This window comes from Lysinibacillus sp. NPDC093210 (assembly GCF_044753985.1).
Lineage (GTDB): Bacteria > Bacillota > Bacilli > Bacillales_A > Planococcaceae > Lysinibacillus.
Map to the genome: position 1 here is coordinate 284,860 of NZ_JBIVOE010000002.1, position 17,885 is coordinate 302,744.

The window sequence follows — 17,885 nt, forward strand, 5'->3', positions numbered from 1 at the left end:
TTACCTACAACTTGCTCTTTTCATTCAGCTTATATATAGCTCCATTCAAATTAACTTCCAACGTCTTTTTGTGAAGTTATTTTCTGGCTCGTATACGATAAAAGGCTGATTATTGATGATTCGCATATTATTTTCTAAAAAGTCATCCACCGCATTCAATTCTTTTTGCTTTTCCAAAAATCTAAGACCTTTTTCAAATAAGAATGGGCGTGTTTTTAAATTATGCACATCCGAACCATATGTATGGACAAGGTTCGATCGAACTAATTTCAAGGAAAGCTGTTGAATGGACTTGCCAAACAATCCAGCTAAACTTCCTGCAGTTATTTGTGCAAGTGCACCCTCCCGTATGAGGTTCTCTAAGCGACTTGGATTTTCTGCTATCGCTTTATTTCGTTCCGGATGGGCAATGATTGGCGTTATACCTGCTGTCAACAAGTTGTAAATGATTGTTCGTGTATATGTCGGAATAAAACCCGATGGAAGCTCCAGTAACAAGTAATTTGAATGTGCTAATGTGAGAAGCTGATCTTTCTTATAAAGCTCCAAAATATTCCCTGCTAATCTCACCTCATGTCCTGGATAAAGTGTTAGTGGCATGTTACGTCTGTCAATTTCCTGTTGTAATTGTGCAAGTTGTTCATGCACTACATGAACATGAACATTATGTTTAGGGTGTAGCGCATGTGAAGTAGAAATAATTGCTGTAATACCTTCCATAATAGCCTGTTCAAATAATCTGAATGTCTCCTCTACTGTTTCGGGCCCGTCATCGGCATTCACTAAAATATGACTGTGCATATCTATCACTACGTTTCACTTCCCTATCTGCGCCCAATCACTATCGGTAATATTGATCATAGTATTCGCCAAGAGGTAATTTGTAATTGTTTAAAACTACACCTAAAATATTCGCCTTTGATGCTTCAAGACTTAATTTCGCTTTAAGTACACTTGCATTTTCCACTACACCACTATTCACAATTAATAGTGTTCCTTGGCATTTATTAGATAAAACTTGTGCATCGGTTACAGATAATAGTGGTGGTGCATCAAAAATAATGATGTCAAATTCTCCCATCAGTTGCGTCAAGACACTATCCATTGTTTTAGAAGAAAGTAACTCAGCCGGGTTAGGTGGAATTGGTCCACTCGTCATTACAAAAAGATTAGGAATATCTGTACTATTTAAAACTTCTGACATTTCATATTGTCTTGTCAGTAAATTTGAAAGACCCCTTATATTTTGTAATCGAAACGTGTAATGCATTGTAGGCTTACGTAAATCAGCATCTACAATTAATATTTTTTTCCCTTCTTGTGCAAATACAACGCCTAAATTGGCCACATTTGTTGATTTTCCTTCACCTGGCGTCGCTGAAGTTACTAAAATTGTTTTTATTTCTTGATCCGGCAATGCGAAGGTAATATTTGTCCGTATTGTACGAAATTGCTCAGAAACGATGGAATTACTATTGCCGACGGTCACAAGCTTCCTGCCCATTTTTACTAGTTTTTTTTTATTGGCTCTTTTTTGAAGAAACACTGTTACTCCCTCCTTATGTAACGGGATTCAATCATATGTTTTTATAGCTCGCACTAGTTATTTTACTTATTATTCCAATAATTGGTAAACCGATTGTTTCTTCAATATCTTGCTCTGTCTTAACTGTTGTATCCAAGCACTCTATCAATAACGCAATGCCAGCGCTTATTATGAATCCAATCATTGCAGCCGCCACAATATATAAATTTTTGTTTGGTGCTACAGGTTCAGGCTTGTCATCTAATTTCGCTACTGACAAAATATTAATATTGTCGATTGTCATTAACACTTGAATTTCCTCTTGAAATACTCCTGCTACAGTATTGGCAATATCGACTGCCATTTCTGGCTTTTTATCGCGGACAGCAATATTAACAACTTGAGAATTACTAGCGTTGGATACAGTAATCTGTTCTTTTAATTTTTCAGGTGTACTATTTAAATTAAGTTGGCTAATCACTTTAGATAAAATAGCAGGGCTTTGAATAATAACATTATACGTATTAATTAAGCGTAGATTTGTTTCTACTTGCTGTACCCCTAGCAGCGCTTGATCGGTATTTTTTTGATTTACTAAAAGCTGGGTCTGCGCCTCATAGGTTGGCTTTATTATAAAGTAACTAAGAAACGCAGTGACTAATGCTAAGAACAGCGCAAAACTGATAATATAGAGCAATTGCTTTCGCACTATTTTCAATACATCTTGTAATGTGATAGTTTCTTGCAACGACCTTCACCCCTTGACCTAACATATGCTAGCTAATCTATATCCACTAGTTACAATAAAAAGTTTTATTCAAAAAGTTTTATGGCCTATTATATTATCGGTATCTCCCTTTTATTCATGGTCAATAAAGAGGCATAGATGTTACATAAGCTTAAATCTTCTATTATTATTATGGGCTTTCTCTAACTTGTTAGAGGATTTGCAAAAACAAAAAGCGCTTCCGTTTTTCAGGAAACGCTTGTTAATAGAACTGATATATTCATTTCTCATCATGACGATTTGCATAAGGCCACAATCATCTAATCTAAGTGTTTTTCATTCAAATACGTGCTAAGTGCAATCTTGTAATTACTAACCAAATAAAAAGAGGCTCCCCTTGATTAATATCAAGAGGAGCCTCCTATTTATTATTTTGCATACTCCACTGCACGAGTTTCGCGGATAACAGTTACTTTAATATGACCTGGATAATCTAGTTCTTCTTCAATACGCTTACGAATATCACGTGCAAGACGATGAGATGCTAAATCGTCAATTTTTTCTGGTTGAACAATAATTCGGATTTCACGACCTGCTTGGATAGCATATGATTTTTCAACACCATCATAGCTTTCAGAAATCTCTTCTAATTTTTCTAGTCTGCGAATATAGTTTTCCAGTGTCTCACTACGAGCACCTGGACGCGCTGCTGATAATGCGTCTGCTGCAGCAACTAATACTGCAATAACAGATGTCGCTTCCGTATCACCATGGTGTGAAGCAATACTATTAATAACAACAGGATGTTCTTTATATTTCGTAGCTAATTCCACGCCGATTTCAACATGGCTTCCTTCAACTTCATGGTCGATTGCTTTACCTATATCATGCAATAGGCCTGCACGACGAGCTAACGCTACATCTTCACCAAGCTCAGCAGCTAGTAAGCCTGCCAAATGTGCAACCTCCACTGAATGTTTTAGAACGTTTTGCCCGTAACTTGTACGGTATTTCATGCGACCCAAAATCTTCATTAAGTCGGGATGTAGATTGTGAATACCGATTTCAAATGTCGTTTGTTCCCCTGTTTCACGAATTTGTTCATCCACCTCTCGACGAGATTTCTCAACCATTTCTTCGATGCGTGCAGGGTGAATACGACCATCCTGTACCAGTTTTTCAAGTGCAAGTCGAGCCGTTTCACGACGAATTGGATCAAAACCAGATAAAATTACTGCTTCTGGTGTATCATCAATAATTAAATCAATTCCTGTTAATGTTTCGAGTGTACGGATATTACGACCCTCTCTACCAATAATACGACCTTTCATTTCATCATTTGGCAAGTTCACAACAGAGACTGTTGTTTCTGCAACGTGGTCTGCAGCAAAGCGTTGCAGTGCCAATGATAAAATTTCACGTGCTTTTTTATCAGATTCCTCTTTCACACGCATTTCAGATTCCTTCGTCATTACAGCAATATCAGTTGCTAGCTCTTTTTCTACTTCACTTAAGATAATAGTCTTAGCTTCATCTCTTGTTAATGCAGAAATGCGCTCTAGTTCTGTTTTTTGCGCTGCAACAAGCTCGTCCACTTTGCTTTCCATCTGTTCAATATGCTGTTGTCTTTCAGCTAGAGCTTGTTCCTTACGCTCTAAGCCGGCTTCTCTCTTATTCAGAGCATCATCCTTGCGATCAAGATTCTCTTCTCTTTGCAATAAACGGTTCTCTTGTTTTTGAAGTTCTAAACGACGATCACGAATGTCATTTTCTGCTTCAGTGCGAAATTTGTGAGTTTCATCTTTGGCTTCAAGTAGTGCTTCTTTCTTTAATGCCTCCGCCTCTCGTTTTCCTTCTTCAACGATTGTTTCAGCGACATGTTTAGCACCAGTGATTTTTGAGTCATTCACTTTTTTCATGTAGATATAGCTAACAGCGGCACCAACGATGAGTCCAAGCAAAGCGGAGATGATAGTAATTCCATCCATATGAACACCTCCTCTTGCTATTTGGGTAATACAGTTTCAGTCGGCGCATACAAAAATTGTACTGCCTATTTTAAAGTCATAATTCAGAAATTATACATATTTAATTGTATAGCTAGGCTCAGGCTCTGTCAAGGATAGACGGGCATCTGTTCGCCTATCAGCAGCAAAAAAAGTAAGTCATATCCATTAGATGGATATATTAACTATTACTTTTGAGCTAGAGAAAATGCCTTCTTCGATGAATATTCTTTTTATCAGGACGAAGGTTACAATACAATTATTACCACAATTACCGTCATCTTAATACAATTATTTTAACTTTCTTTGACAAATGAACATATCGTCTATTTTTCAGCTGGCCAATCAAAAATTTCATACCCTATTTCACGCATAAGTATATCTATAATTTACGTTAGCTATCTATCAATTCCAGTACCCCTTCATTCTATTAAACTAACAATAAAAACAAAAAAATCGTTCTTACTTCTTATGAGTAAGAACGATTTAGATTGAAGTAGACTGCTATGTTGATTGATTTCCTCTATAAGCGCACGCTTTCTGCACAGCGTTTCTGTAAGCCCCAACCCTCGCTAGCGTGGATTGTTTGTCTTACGCACTATGCGTTACAGCAGAAGTCGCCGACGTGTGCTCTAACCAACTTATTAAAATGCAAATAGAGTGAACTTCTTAATGCATTTTGTCGCATCCTAAGCATTCTCATTCCTTTAGAAGTGAGAACGATATTTATTATTTTTCATCTTCAAGAAGAAGCATTAGCTCTTCATCCATTTCCTCGTCATCATGTGCAGCAATTGTATACTGTGTTGCGGCAATTCCGTAAGAAGAACGAATTTTATTTGCAATTTCTTCTAAAACAGCAGGATTCTCTTTTAAATATTGTTTTGCGTTTTCACGTCCTTGGCCTAGACGCTCATCGCCATAAGCGTACCAAGATCCACTTTTTTGAACGATGTCTAATTCTACACCTAAATCGACTGTTTCGCCCTCTTTTGAGATCCCTTCACCATACATAATATCAACCTCAGCTGTACGGAATGGTGGTGCCACTTTATTTTTCACAATTTTAATTTTCGTACGATTACCCATGATGTCATTACCTTGTTTTATTGCTTCTGCACGACGTACTTCTAAACGTACTGAGCTATAAAATTTAAGCGCACGACCACCAGGTGTCGTTTCTGGATTACCGAACATAACACCAATTTTTTCACGAATTTGGTTAATGAAAATAGCGATAGTTTTTGATTTATTGATAGCGCCTGAAAGCTTACGTAATGCTTGTGACATTAAACGAGCTTGTAAACCAACGTGAGAGTCACCCATATCGCCTTCAATTTCAGCTTTCGGTACTAGCGCTGCAACAGAGTCAATAACGATAATATCAATAGCACCACTACGCACTAACGCTTCTGCAATTTCAAGCGCTTGCTCACCAGTATCTGGTTGTGATAATAAAAGTTCATCGATATTTACGCCTAATTTTTGAGCATAAATCGGATCTAACGCATGCTCAGCGTCAATAAATGCTGCTTGTCCACCCTTTGCTTGTACTTCCGCAATGGCATGTAGTGCAACTGTTGTTTTACCTGATGATTCTGGACCATATACTTCAATAATACGTCCACGTGGGTATCCACCTATGCCTAATGCTGCATCAAGTGCTAATGAACCACTAGAAGATGTAGCAATTTCTAAATCTGTTTTTTCGCCTAGCTTCATAATAGAGCCTTTACCGAAATTCTTCTCAATTTGTTTTAACGCCTGTTCTAAGGCTGCTTTACGATCACTCATTATTTTTCCTCCTTCAAAACTGTTCACTGTTATTGTCTATCTCTACTATACTTGTTTTTTTGAGAACACGCAAGAAAAAAGCGAACATTTATTCGATTTTAATCCAAAATAAAAATTTGGATAAGTTTTTCCTACCCAAATTCCCATTTTCAACTATAAGCAATTACGCTCCAGTCGTAATTGCACCCAAATTTTTTCGAGCCTATGCATTGCTTCAGCTAGGGCTAATCCCTACTGAACCTACTAGCAAATTAAAATCGTTTCATATATCCTCGTTCTTCTAATTGTTGCATTAAATAATGAAATGTAAATTTAACCGCACGTAAACGATTTGTATTGCGCATACCTGATAAATGCAGTAAATATGTTATTGGCTCTTCGTCATCTATAGCAATTCCAATCCATACCGTTCCAACTGGCTGATGGTCATGTGCAGTAGGGCCAGCCGCTCCTGTTAATCCAATACCAATATCCGTGCCAAATTTATCACGCACTGCGCTAGCCATTGCTGCAGCACATTCACTGCTCACAATACCATAAGTATCTAGTAATTGTTGATCGATACCTAGCTGCTTTACCTTGGCATCTTCTGTATAGGTCACTACGCCTCCTATAAGCACATTGCCTACGCCTGGTATCTCAGCAAGCTCTGATTGAAATAAACCTGCTGTTAAGCTTTCTGCAGCAGAAATCGTTAATTTATTATCTTGCAACATCTCTACTGTTTTCGAGGCAAGTGAATCATCATTTATGCCATATTGGAAGTCTCCTACAATAGCGCGAATCTCCGCTACTTTATCAGCAATAAGCTGTTGGGCTTCCTGCTCTGATTGCGCCTTTGCTGTTACACGTAAAGTGACTTCGCCATCAGCAGCTAGTGGGGCAACTGTCGGATTTGTTTGTGTATCTAAAATATCTTGTACACGCACTTCTAACTCAGCTTCTCCAATGCCATAAAAGCGCATTACATGAGACACGATGACTCCGCCGTCATTTAGCATTGTACCAAGCTTTGGCTTCGCTTCAAATTGGAACATCGGCTCCAGTTCTTTTGGAGGTCCAGGAAGTAAAATGTAGGTACGCTTATCCTTTGTCAAAATCATCCCTGGTGCCATACCATGATGATTAGCTAGCACCTCACTGCCTGCTAATACAAGCGCCTGCTTGCGGTTATTTTCCGTCATTGAGATGCCTCGTTTAGCAAAAAATTGCTCAATGTAGGACAATGCAACTTGATCAATTACAAGATCTAGCCCAAGATGACGAGCAATTGTCTCCTTCGTCAAATCATCCTTTGTAGGGCCTAAACCACCTGAAAAAATGATAAGATCAGCGCGCGATTCCGCTATGCTTACTGCTTCCTCTAACCGTTTTGAATTATCGCCAACAACGGTATGATAAAACACATTAATTCCTAACTCAGAAAGCTGATTAGAAATAAACTTTGCATTTGTGTTTGAAATCTGTCCAAGTAATAACTCTGAGCCAACTGCAAGGATTTCAGCATTCATGATTCACAAGACCTTTCTTATTTAGACTCAAGTAATACACGTCGATTTAGATAGAAATAATCCCATCCAGACCAAAGTGTAAAGAACAATGCAATATATAGCATTATTGTATCAAATGGGATACCGAAAATCACAAAAATTGTATTGTGTAAAAGTGCAGCGGCAATAGCTACAATTTGTGCCCATGTTTTAATCTTACCAAGCTGATTCGCCGCTACGACTTCTCCACCACCTGCAAGAATTAAACGTAAACCTGTTACCGCAAATTCACGGCTTATAATAACAATAATCACCCAAGCCGGTGCCATACCAAGCTCTACCATTAAAATAAACGCTGCAGAGACAAGTAATTTATCCGCTAAAGGATCTAAAAATTTACCAAACGTCGTTACAAGATTATACTTTCTCGCATAGTAACCATCTACCCAATCCGTCGTCGATGCAATGATAAAAATAAGAGCTCCCACAAAATGATGGACTGGCATTTCTGCACTAAATAAGTTCATTGTTCCCCAGCCGAAATCAAACATCATAACAATTACAAAGAACGGAATAAGCAAGATACGTGAAATGGTAATTTTATTTGGAATGTTCATTTTTCTAACACCTTTCATGATGAAAGAAAGTAGTCATCATTAGGATGACTACTGTTCTTTATTGAAATTGACGACAATATTTTGCGTAACGATTTGCTGTGCGTACGTTATAAGTTCGTCATTAATATAAACCTTAGCTTGAGTTGAATTGCCTAAACGAATACGAGCATAGTTTTGCGCTGTTGCATCAAACTCAACAACTTCACCTGCGTTATAAACACGCGTATCTGCTAGTAATTCTTGTTGCTGTTGGTCGCGAATACCAATAAATGTAGGACCCGAAACTTCAATACGTATTTTAAATGTATCAGCACCTGTTAACGTGTAAGATGTTGTAGCGCCATCTGCTTCGATTGTGCCTGCTGAAATCGTTTGCTTCACATCTTCTTCAGTTTTACTTTCATCTGGTGTTTCATTTGTCGATTCTTTAGTCGCATCAGCTTGTGCTTTTTTATCTTCTTCCGCTTTTTCTTTTTCACTATCTATTGGTTTTGGTTTTTTATCGTACTCCACCACTGGTGTTGAATCATCATATTCATTTGTTCCTGTTTTGCTTTTTGATTGTAAAAGGACCCAAATTGCTACAATAATAACGATAATAAATAAAGCGACAATGACTTTTGGCATAGCCTCCATCATTTTATTTGAAGGGCTTTTTGAAACTTTTCTTCTCGTTGAAGTTTGAGTCATCGATTGGCTAACTTGGTCGTTCTTTGTGCCTGGCAATTCGCCTTTATACGTCTCTAAAATATCCTCTGGATTTAACCCTACAGCCTCAGCATATTGTTTAATAAACGCTCGTACATAAAACGAACCTGGCATAATTGAATAATTGCCTTCTTCAATACCTACTAAATAACGTTTTTGAATTTTCGTTATTTCTTGTAAATCGTCTAAGCTGTAGCCTTTAGACAGTCTCGCCTCTTTCAGTCGAGTACCTAATTCTGCCACTAATAACACCTACTTTAATATCAAATTAAAAATTAAATCCTCCAAATGAATCGGATTCGGACATCATATGATTTTTTTCCATTATTTCATAAGTAATTTCTTCATCAGGGTGATGACGTAGTTCAATGATATAATCAAAATCCTCAATCTTATATTCAGAATGCTGAACAAACATATCAGGATGCTCTACTACTTTAATAGAAGGCATATTCATCATTTCACGTACTAGTTGCAAATGTCGCTCGTCCTCAGAACGCCTTGTAACAATACCATCCAATATAAAAATATTATTGTCACTGAATTCATCGCCGGCGAGCTTATTACGAATAGTTTGCTTAATCATTGTAGACGATAAGAAAATCCATTTTTTATTGGCACAAACACTTGCCGCCACAATAGATTCTGTTTTACCAACCCGAGGCATCCCGCGTATTCCAATGAGCTTATGACCTTCTTTTTTAAAGAGTTCTGCCATAAAGTCCACTAAAATACCTAGTTCATCTCGTACAAAGCGGAAGGTATTTTTTTCGTCTGCATCTCGTGGAATATAATGACCATGCCTGATAGCTAAACGATCACGGAGTTTAGGTTGTCGAAATTTAGTAACGTGGATATGTTCCATTGTCGAAACAATTGTACGAAAACGCTCAATTGCTTCATCATTGTCTGTATGCACTAACATCCCACGTCGATCTTCATCGACACCATTAATTGATATAATATTGACTCGAAGCATCCCTAAAAGTGAAGCAATATCTCCTAATAATCCAGGGCGATTCACCTGAATTTCATATTCAAAGTACCAATCGCTCAAACACACTCGTTCCCTTCCTATTAGTTAACGTAAAAAATCTTTTATAAGTTCCATCATAGCTGATTTTTTATGTAATGGAAAGTTAGAATACATGGAATTATAGCGTTATTTTTAATTTCTTACTAATTTTTTTTGGTAGTATTGGAAATAGACTTACATACGTTCCCTTTTCCGCACTATTATCGATTTTTAATAGAAAAAAGAGGAGATTAGCTCTCCTCTTTTTTTATTGCACATGTTTATTTTGCACAAGTTTTACGACACAATTCGCCAATGCATGTTTTTCATCATCAGAGGCAACGCCCCATAAATCCGACAGCACTCGCTCTTGTTCATTTTTAGGATCGACATTAGTCGCTAAATACTCACCAATTTGGACAGCAGCCTGTTGAATCATTTTCTTTGGCATACCGCTTGATTCAGCTTGCATTACGTTTTGTCCTAAAAAAGATGTCCATTTTTGCCAGTTTTCTAAAATGGTCATATGTTTCCTCCTCCTTTACACATGTAGTATGTGCAAAAAGAATTATTATATGTACCAACCACCATTTAATCGAATTATTTGTCCTGTCACATAGTCTGCTTTGCCGGATAGGTAGAAACGAACCATTTCAGCTACATCCGATGTTTGACCGACCGCTCCTAAAGGAATATCGTCTAAAATATATTGCAATTCCTCTTCACTTAAATGGCTATTCATCGTTGTATTAATAAAGCCTGGCGCAATAGCATTCACACGAATACGAGACAATGCAGCCTCTTTTGCGTAAGACTTCACAAAAGCATGCTGTGCGCCTTTCACCGTTGCATAAAGTGCCTCACCTGCAGAACCTGCCTCGCCCCAAATAGAGCCTATAAAAAGCACATAGCTCACATTATGGGTACGGAGTTTTGAGGATAATAAAGCCGTTAAATGCATTGGATTTTGAACATGAACACGCCATAATGCATCCATATCTTCTACCGTAGTGTCTTCCAGCAAGGAATAATGCGCCTGACCATTAGCAAAAACAATTGCTTGTACACTAAATATTTGGGAAGCTAACGCTTGCGCCGCTGTTATTTTTGTAAAATCACCTTGTACAAGCATAAATTCCTGAGCAGGAAAACGACTAACAAGCGTTTCACATAATGTTTGAGCCGTTTGCTCATTGTTTGAATAATGCACATAGAGAGACCAGCCGTCCTCTGCCAAACTGTGGCAAATAGCACGACCGATCTCACCCGATGCACCTAATATAAGGGCAAACTTTTTCACTAGGCGCCCTTCTCTGTTGGTAAAACTTTAAACACAGTTTGTTGAGACTCACCTTGAATAGAAGCGAACGCTTTCGTTAAATCTTCAATTGTTAATTCTTCTAAGACAGGCACTACATCAAACAAATTCATATCATTAAACGAATAACGCGTGAATTGGTTTGCGATAAATTCAATTGAATTTAATGCACGTAAGAAAAAGCCAATTTTTTTACGCTTAATGCGATCTAAATCCTCACTTACAAATTGCGCGCTTTTTTCGTATTTTTCCAATTCAGCTTTAATAGCTTGTTCCAAAGCATCTGGTTCTGTTGAATCCGAACCAATTAACGCAAAACCAAAACCATTTTCTAAAGTAAAGTCAAATGCGTACGATTCATCAATCAAACCTTCCTCATACACACGTTCATAAAAATTAGAAGTTCGACCAAAAATAAGTTCTAAAGCAATTTGTACTGATAGCTCATGTTTTAACATTTCACGACCAGACAAATTCGTTTCTTTCGCTTTTAAACCAATATAGACCTTAGGCTTTTGAACATCCATGTGTAATGTACGATCTTTAATGGCAACATCTGTTGGCTCTTCATCAAAGAAGCGTTGTATTGGCGTAGGCTCTGGAAACTCTTTTTTACCTTGGTTTTCGCGAATGAACGCCATCATTTCTTCTGGCTCGACAGCACCTATCGCAAATAACAACATATTAGAAGGGTGATAAAACGTATTGTAGCACGTGTATAAATGGTCAGCCGTAATGCCGTCAATTGATTCGATTGTTCCCGCAATATCAATTTTCACAGGGTGATTATGATACATATTTTCAATCGTACCAAAGTATAGACGCCAATCTGGTTGGTCATCATACATTGTAATTTCTTGGCCAATAATGCCCTTTTCCTTGTTAACAGTAGCTTCTGTAAAGTAAGGTTCTTGGACGAAATTTAATAATGTTTCTGTGCTTTTATAAATATTATCTGTTGATGAAAATAAATATGCAGTTCGAGTGAAGGAAGTAAATGCATTGGCTGAAGCGCCATATTCACTAAATTTCTGGAAAACATCTCCGTCTTCTTTTTCAAACATTTTATGCTCTAAAAAGTGAGCGATTCCATCTGGCACTGTAATACTTTCCGATTCACCGAGTGGTACAAATGTACGGTCTACTGAGCCGTACTTCGTTGTGAACGTGACAAAAGTTTTTGAAAAGCCTTTTTTCGGCAAGATATAGACATCTAAGCCGTTTTCTAATTTTTCATAGTAAAGTGTTTCATCTAATTGTTTGAATTCAATTGTTTTCATTGTGCAGCTTGCTCCTTTCCTGATAAGAAATAGACCGCTTCTAACTGCACTTGCTTCGCCATTTCGATTACATCTTCTTTCGTTACAGCTCGCCATTTATTTGCCCATGCTTCAACAGAGAACTCCTCAGGCAAATCTTTATATTGGTCAAAAATTTCGATTTGACCACGCGCTGAATCAAGGGATTCTTTTAACTGATTTGTTAACATCGCCTTCGTTTGTTCTAATTCTAAATCAGTGATTTCCCCTGCTTGCATAACAGCAAGTTGCTCTTTAATGAGATTTAGTGCCTTTTCTTCATTTTTCGACTCAATACCTGACACAACGAATAGTAAACCATAGTGTGATGCATATGAGCTAGAAGCATAGTAAGCCAGGCTTTCTTTTTCTCGAACATTCATAAATAACTTGGCATGCGGATAACCACCGAAAATACCGTTAAAAATCTGCATTTTTGCAAAATCAGCATCACCAAATCGAACAGGAGTACTAAAACCTATATGCAGCTTACCTTGCTTCATTTCTTGCTGTTCACGGACATAATCATTTTGTGGGTGTTTTTGTGGCGATACAGTTGGAATTTCCTCAGGAATACGGTCCTTAAATGGTAGAGCCTCTTTTAATTTTGCGACAAGCTCCTCTTCATTGATATCTCCTGCAACATAAATATCAATTTTGTCCGTCGTTAGCATTGATTCGTACGCTGCCAACAGAGAGGACGGTGTGATATTTTTAATGTCTTCTACTGTACCATTCGCCGAAATAGAGGCAGGCTCATTTGGACGTAATATTTCTTGCAGACGCATTTGTGCAAAACGAGATTTGTCGTCAAAAATGGATTCAATACGTTGGATTACCATTTTCTTTTCACGTTCTACAATTGATTCTTTAAATACACCATTTTCTAAATTCGGCTCAAAAATTGCCGCATGCATTACACCTAGCACGTCATTTAATACACTTGTATTAGCCAAATATTGATCGTTTACGGTTTCCATATTCATCAATACCGTATGTTCATTACCACGCTTCGATGTATCAAAATACAATACTGTCCCGTATAGGTCATCTAAAAAACTACGAAATGCGGCAGTTGTTGTATATTTTGCATTGCTGTGTTGCAATACATTTGTTAACACCGTACGTTCAGACGCACATTTGGCCGTTAATGCTCTTCTCCATTTAATCGAGAAATTTACTGTTTTAAATTGGGTCGTTTGTCGGATATGCAAATTGACACCTTTTGCAAAAGGTATTGTTTTAAACATATGAAACCCTCCTATCTTTCTTAATATAACAATGTACTACAAATACTATACATGTCTATTGTCTATAATTGCAAAAAGAATCCAAAGTATGTATACGGAAAGTGAAAATAAGCTTGTCAATTGTTATTTGTATAAGGCAAAAGACTGGGCTTGATTGCCCAGTCTTTTGTTTACTCGCTTCATTTCTTTCGACTCTGTCTAGTAGTTCAACGAATAAACATGCTGTCTTAGACTTATCGTTTGCCTTTAATATATGGTTGACCACTTGCTTTTGGTGCATTTGCTTTACCAATAAATCCTGCTAACGCAAAAATCGTTAACACGTAAGGTAATATTTGTAAATATACTGCTGGGATTTCTTGCACATATGGAATTTGGTTCCCTGCAATACTTAATGTTTGCGCTAAACCAAAGAACAATGCTGCTCCAAGTGCTCCGATTGGATGCCATTTCCCAAAGATCATCGCTGCAAGTGACATGAAACCTTGACCAGCAATCGTTGCGTGTGAAAAGTCATGTGTAATTGTTTGCGCATAAACCGCACCACCAAGACCACCAAGTGCTCCTGAAATAACAACGGCAATATAACGCATTTTATTAACTTTCACACCCATTGTATCTGCAGCCATTGGATGTTCCCCTACTGCACGTAAGCGTAATCCAAATGGTGTTTTATAAATAATAAACCAAGCACCAATTGCTACAGCAAAGGCTAAAATCGATGTGCTATATACGTCATGGAATAATAAACGTCCAAAGAACGGAATATCCTGTAAGTATGGAATAGCAAAACGACGAATTGGTTGGTCAATCATATCTGTTTGACCTTTATCATAAATCAATTTCACTAAGAATACAGTGACCGCTAAACCAAGTAAGTTAATAGCTACCCCTGATACCGTTTGATCGGCACGGAATGTGATAGATGCTACCGCGTGTAGTAAGGCGAAAATCCCCCCTACAATAACCGCTGCAAGCATTGCTACCCAGACTGTTGCAGAACCCAACTGTGTTGCAAACTCTAAATTGACAAAAATACCAACAAATGCGCCGACAATCATTAAACCTTCTAGCCCGATGTTAACAACACCTGAACGCTCAGAGAATACACCACCGATTGCAGTGAAAATTAAGGGTGTCGCATATAGGATTGCAGAAGGGATGATGAAATATAACATTTCTAAAAAGGTCATGTTATTGTCCCTCCTTTTTCTTACTTAACTTTTGTAAACCTACTCGAATAACGTAACCTGATGCTACAAAGAAGATAATTAAGGCAATAATGATAGACACGATTTCCTCAGGAATCCCTGCAGCATTTGGCATGTTAAGAGCACCGTATTTTAACGAGCCAAATAATGAAGCCCCAAACACTACGCCAAGTGGTGTATTGGCACCAAGTAAGGCAACGGCAATACCGTCAAAACCAATACCTGTGAAGCCAGCTTTAATCGATGCGTTTTGGAATGTACCAAGCGCCTCCATCGCACCACCAAGACCTGCAAACATACCTGAAATCGTCATGGCTAAAATGACATTTTTATTGACACTCATACCAGCATATTCTGCTGCATTATGATTAAAACCAACTGCTTTTAGCTCATAACCACGAGTTGTTTTTTCTAAAATGAACCACATTACAACTACCATAAGAAGTGCAATTAGGATCCCATAGTGAAGACTTGAATTGTCTGTAAGCTCTCTTAAAAACGGAGAACGTAATGAAGCCGATTCAAGAACACGTTCTGTTTTAAAGCTACCATCTGACAATTTTTTAATAACAGCGTTCGCAATATAAAGTGCTGTATAGTTTAACATAATTGTCGCGATTACTTCATGGACTTTAAATTTCGCTTTTAAGAAACCTGCAATAAAGGCCCAAAATGCACCAGCCACTGCTGCCGCTAGCAATGCTAAAGGTAAGTGAATGATTTTTGGTAGTTCAAAAGCATAACCTACCCATGCTGCTGCAAGCCAACCTAAAATTAACTGACCTTCAACACCGATGTTGAATAAACCTGTACGGAAGGCAAATGCTACCGCTAGACCCGCCAAAATATATGGTGTGATTTGACGAATTGTGTTCCCTATTGAATATGAATCTCCAAAAATACCTGTCCAAAGAGCACTATAACCTTGTATTGGATCATAGCCACTGACTACCATTACGATAGCACCTACAATTAAACCGATAATAATCGAGATGATAGGAACGAGTATATTAATGACACGATTTGACATTAGTCGTTCCCCTCCTTCGCTATATTTGTGCTATTTTTTTTACTTTGTCCCGCCATTAATAGACCAAGCTCTTGCTCTGTTGTTTCTTTTGGATTTAACTCATCCACTATCTGACCATCATAAATAACGGCGATACGGTCTGACACATTCATTACTTCATCTAATTCAAAAGAAATTAATAATACGGCTTTTCCTTTATCACGTTGCTCGATAAGTCGAGAGTGAATAAATTCAATTGCTCCTACGTCAAGTCCACGTGTCGGTAGTGCTGCAATTAATAGATCTGGATCTCGGTCAATTTCACGACCAATAATCGCTTTTTGCTGGTTACCACCAGATAAAGCTCGTGCAGGCGTCATTTCGCCATTACCTGTACGTACATCGTATTCTTTAATAATTTGCTTCGCTTTTTCTGATACTTTTTTATAGTCCATTACAATGCCTTTTGCAATTGGCGATTGGTAATATGTTTGGAGTGCAATATTATGACCGATTGGGAAGTCTAGAACTAAACCATGCTTATGACGATCTTGCGGAATATGTCCAACACCCTCTTCAGTAATTTTACGCGGTTTCATGTTCGTAACATCTTTGCCGTTAAACTTCACTGTTCCGCCTTTTACTTTACGCAAACCTGTAATTGCCTCGATTAACTCAGATTGTCCATTGCCATCGATACCAGCGATACCAACAATTTCACCCTTACGTACATTGAGGTTAAGACCTTTTACTTTATCGATATTACGATAGTCAGTTACGACTAAATTCTCAATTGAAAGTACTTCATCAGTTGGATTTGCATCAATTTTTTCTGTTTTAAACTCTACTTGACGACCAACCATTAATTCTGCTAAATGGTTAGGGTTTGTCTCAGTCGTAACAACCGTCCCTATCCCTTCACCTTTACGAATAATTGTTACTCGGTCTGAAACATCCATAATTTCTTTAAGCTTATGCGTAATTAATATAATCGATTTACCTTCAGCGATTAATCGACGCATAATTTGAATCAGTTCAGTGATTTCTTGTGGCGTTAAAGAAGCAGTCGGTTCATCGAAAATTAGTATTTCAGCACCGCGATAAAGTGTTTTTAAAATTTCGACACGTTGTTGCATTCCAACAGTGATGTCTTCAATTTTTGCATATGGATCTACATCTAGACCATATTTCTCAGAAAGCGCTTGCACCTTTTTCGCTGCGTCTTTAATATTGACTACGCCCATCTTAGTAGGTTCAGAGCCTAAAATAATGTTTTCTGTCACTGTAAAGTTTTCCACCAACATAAAGTGCTGATGCACCATGCCAATCCCCAAGTCATTGGCAACGTTTGGGTTTGTAATTTTAACAGCTTTCCCACGAACACGAATTTCTCCACCCTCTGGCTGATACAGACCAAAAAGGACGTTCATTAAAGTCGATTTACCAGCACCATTTTCTCCTAGTAGTGCATGGATTTCGCCTTTTTTTAGTTGGAGGGTGATGTTATTATTTGCTACGAAATCACCAAATTCTTTGCGGATTCCAAGCATTTCAATCACGTATTCCAATATTGTCACTCCCTTATTAGGCAATTTTCTCTAAAACAATTGTACTCTAGTGTATTTCTACCTGCCTCTATTGCAATACAGCCTAAGGTTTAACTTTATTCTAAAGCGTTGCAATTTCTTTAAATAAAAAAACACCTGTATTGAACCTCACCTAAAGGTAAGGCATTTTCTAACAGAAAAATAAATTAATACAGGAAAGGTCATCGTTAGAAACCTTTCTTCTATTAACTTGGCACCATCATTATCTTAAGTTTACGATAATATAATAATCTTATTTCAATATGGAAAAATAATATAAAAATAAAATATATCCAAACAGAGTATTACAAATAGTCAAAATATAACGATA

At 37.6% G+C, this 17,885-nt stretch carries 16 protein-coding genes; all 16 read right to left on the reverse strand.

Going from position 1 to position 17,885, the window contains the following annotated elements:
- Positions 1-45: 45 nt before the first annotated feature.
- The 16 genes from ACIP9C_RS06955 to ACIP9C_RS07030 all read right to left on the reverse strand — a co-directional run bounded on the left by ACIP9C_RS06955 (position 46) and on the right by ACIP9C_RS07030 (position 17,536).
- A complete protein-coding gene (locus ACIP9C_RS06955) occupies positions 46-801 on the reverse strand; it encodes a tyrosine-protein phosphatase (protein ID WP_401009869.1) in 756 nt (251 codons plus the stop codon).
- 40 nt (positions 802-841) lie between these two features.
- Positions 842-1,504, reverse strand: a complete 663-nt coding sequence (locus ACIP9C_RS06960; RefSeq protein WP_401009871.1) for a CpsD/CapB family tyrosine-protein kinase — start codon at positions 1,502-1,504, stop codon at positions 842-844.
- Between the two features lie 73 nt (positions 1,505-1,577).
- Positions 1,578-2,273 (reverse strand): YveK family protein, encoded by a 696-nt coding sequence (locus ACIP9C_RS06965; RefSeq protein WP_401009419.1) that lies wholly within the window; start codon positions 2,271-2,273, stop codon positions 1,578-1,580.
- A gap of 407 nt (positions 2,274-2,680) precedes the next feature.
- Complete coding sequence (rny, locus tag ACIP9C_RS06970; RefSeq protein WP_173477689.1) at positions 2,681-4,240, reverse strand: ribonuclease Y; 1,560 nt, start codon at positions 4,238-4,240, stop codon at positions 2,681-2,683.
- Positions 4,241-4,987: 747 nt separating this feature from the next.
- Positions 4,988-6,052, reverse strand: coding sequence for a recombinase RecA (recA, locus tag ACIP9C_RS06975; protein ID WP_401009420.1), 1,065 nt, complete (start codon positions 6,050-6,052; stop codon positions 4,988-4,990).
- A gap of 251 nt (positions 6,053-6,303) precedes the next feature.
- The gene (locus ACIP9C_RS06980; RefSeq protein ID WP_401009421.1) at positions 6,304-7,563 is read right to left on the reverse strand and encodes a competence/damage-inducible protein A; all 1,260 of its coding nucleotides are present in this window, start codon (positions 7,561-7,563) and stop codon (positions 6,304-6,306) included.
- Positions 7,564-7,580: 17 nt separating this feature from the next.
- Positions 7,581-8,159, reverse strand: coding sequence for a CDP-diacylglycerol--glycerol-3-phosphate 3-phosphatidyltransferase (gene pgsA / locus ACIP9C_RS06985; protein ID WP_173477692.1), 579 nt, complete (start codon positions 8,157-8,159; stop codon positions 7,581-7,583).
- A 48-nt stretch (positions 8,160-8,207) separates the two neighbouring features.
- Positions 8,208-9,119 carry a helix-turn-helix domain-containing protein gene (locus tag ACIP9C_RS06990; RefSeq protein ID WP_401009422.1) on the reverse strand — a complete coding sequence of 304 codons (912 nt, stop codon included), beginning with the start codon at positions 9,117-9,119 and terminating at the stop codon, positions 8,208-8,210.
- Between the two features lie 16 nt (positions 9,120-9,135).
- Positions 9,136-9,924: a DUF3388 domain-containing protein gene (locus ACIP9C_RS06995; RefSeq protein WP_173477694.1), complete on the reverse strand. Its 789-nt coding sequence runs from the start codon at positions 9,922-9,924 to the stop codon at positions 9,136-9,138.
- Positions 9,925-10,150: 226 nt separating this feature from the next.
- The gene (locus ACIP9C_RS07000) at positions 10,151-10,408 is read right to left on the reverse strand and encodes a DUF3243 domain-containing protein (RefSeq protein ID WP_173477695.1); all 258 of its coding nucleotides are present in this window, start codon (positions 10,406-10,408) and stop codon (positions 10,151-10,153) included.
- A 45-nt stretch (positions 10,409-10,453) separates the two neighbouring features.
- The gene (gene ymfI / locus ACIP9C_RS07005) at positions 10,454-11,182 is read right to left on the reverse strand and encodes an elongation factor P 5-aminopentanone reductase (protein WP_401009423.1); all 729 of its coding nucleotides are present in this window, start codon (positions 11,180-11,182) and stop codon (positions 10,454-10,456) included.
- Complete coding sequence (yfmH, locus tag ACIP9C_RS07010; RefSeq protein ID WP_401009424.1) at positions 11,182-12,480, reverse strand: EF-P 5-aminopentanol modification-associated protein YfmH; 1,299 nt, start codon at positions 12,478-12,480, stop codon at positions 11,182-11,184. The genes ymfI and yfmH overlap by 1 nt, the downstream gene beginning before the upstream one ends.
- Positions 12,477-13,748: an EF-P 5-aminopentanol modification-associated protein YfmF gene (gene yfmF / locus ACIP9C_RS07015; RefSeq protein ID WP_401009425.1), complete on the reverse strand. Its 1,272-nt coding sequence runs from the start codon at positions 13,746-13,748 to the stop codon at positions 12,477-12,479. The genes yfmH and yfmF overlap by 4 nt, the downstream gene beginning before the upstream one ends.
- 233 nt (positions 13,749-13,981) lie before the next feature.
- Positions 13,982-14,941, reverse strand: a complete 960-nt coding sequence (locus ACIP9C_RS07020) for an ABC transporter permease (RefSeq protein ID WP_401009426.1) — start codon at positions 14,939-14,941, stop codon at positions 13,982-13,984.
- Between the two features lies 1 nt (position 14,942).
- Positions 14,943-15,989: an ABC transporter permease gene (locus tag ACIP9C_RS07025; protein ID WP_340825769.1), complete on the reverse strand. Its 1,047-nt coding sequence runs from the start codon at positions 15,987-15,989 to the stop codon at positions 14,943-14,945.
- Positions 15,989-17,536 carry an ABC transporter ATP-binding protein gene (locus ACIP9C_RS07030; RefSeq protein ID WP_401009427.1) on the reverse strand — a complete coding sequence of 516 codons (1,548 nt, stop codon included), beginning with the start codon at positions 17,534-17,536 and terminating at the stop codon, positions 15,989-15,991. Before ACIP9C_RS07030 ends, ACIP9C_RS07025 begins: the two co-directional genes overlap by 1 nt.
- Positions 17,537-17,885 lie beyond the last annotated feature (349 nt).

Bases quoted from the DNA above. Each gene is read 5' to 3' on its own strand.
- rny (WP_173477689.1), bottom strand. From the start codon at position 4,240: ATGGATGGAATTACTATCATCTCCGCTTTGCTTGGACTCATCGTTGGT.
- ACIP9C_RS06980 (WP_401009421.1), bottom strand. From the start codon at position 7,563: ATGAATGCTGAAATCCTTGCAGTTGGCTCAGAGTTATTACTTGGACAG.
- ACIP9C_RS06955 (WP_401009869.1), bottom strand. From the start codon at position 801: ATGCACAGTCATATTTTAGTGAATGCCGATGACGGGCCCGAAACAGTA.
- yfmF (WP_401009425.1), bottom strand. From the start codon at position 13,748: ATGTTTAAAACAATACCTTTTGCAAAAGGTGTCAATTTGCATATCCGA.
- pgsA (WP_173477692.1), bottom strand. From the start codon at position 8,159: ATGAACATTCCAAATAAAATTACCATTTCACGTATCTTGCTTATTCCG.
- ACIP9C_RS07020 (WP_401009426.1), bottom strand. From the start codon at position 14,941: ATGACCTTTTTAGAAATGTTATATTTCATCATCCCTTCTGCAATCCTA.
- yfmH (WP_401009424.1), bottom strand. From the start codon at position 12,480: ATGAAAACAATTGAATTCAAACAATTAGATGAAACACTTTACTATGAA.
- ACIP9C_RS07000 (WP_173477695.1), bottom strand. From the start codon at position 10,408: ATGACCATTTTAGAAAACTGGCAAAAATGGACATCTTTTTTAGGACAA.
- ACIP9C_RS06960 (WP_401009871.1), bottom strand. From the start codon at position 1,504: ATGGGCAGGAAGCTTGTGACCGTCGGCAATAGTAATTCCATCGTTTCT.
- recA (WP_401009420.1), bottom strand. From the start codon at position 6,052: ATGAGTGATCGTAAAGCAGCCTTAGAACAGGCGTTAAAACAAATTGAG.
- ACIP9C_RS07025 (WP_340825769.1), bottom strand. From the start codon at position 15,989: ATGTCAAATCGTGTCATTAATATACTCGTTCCTATCATCTCGATTATT.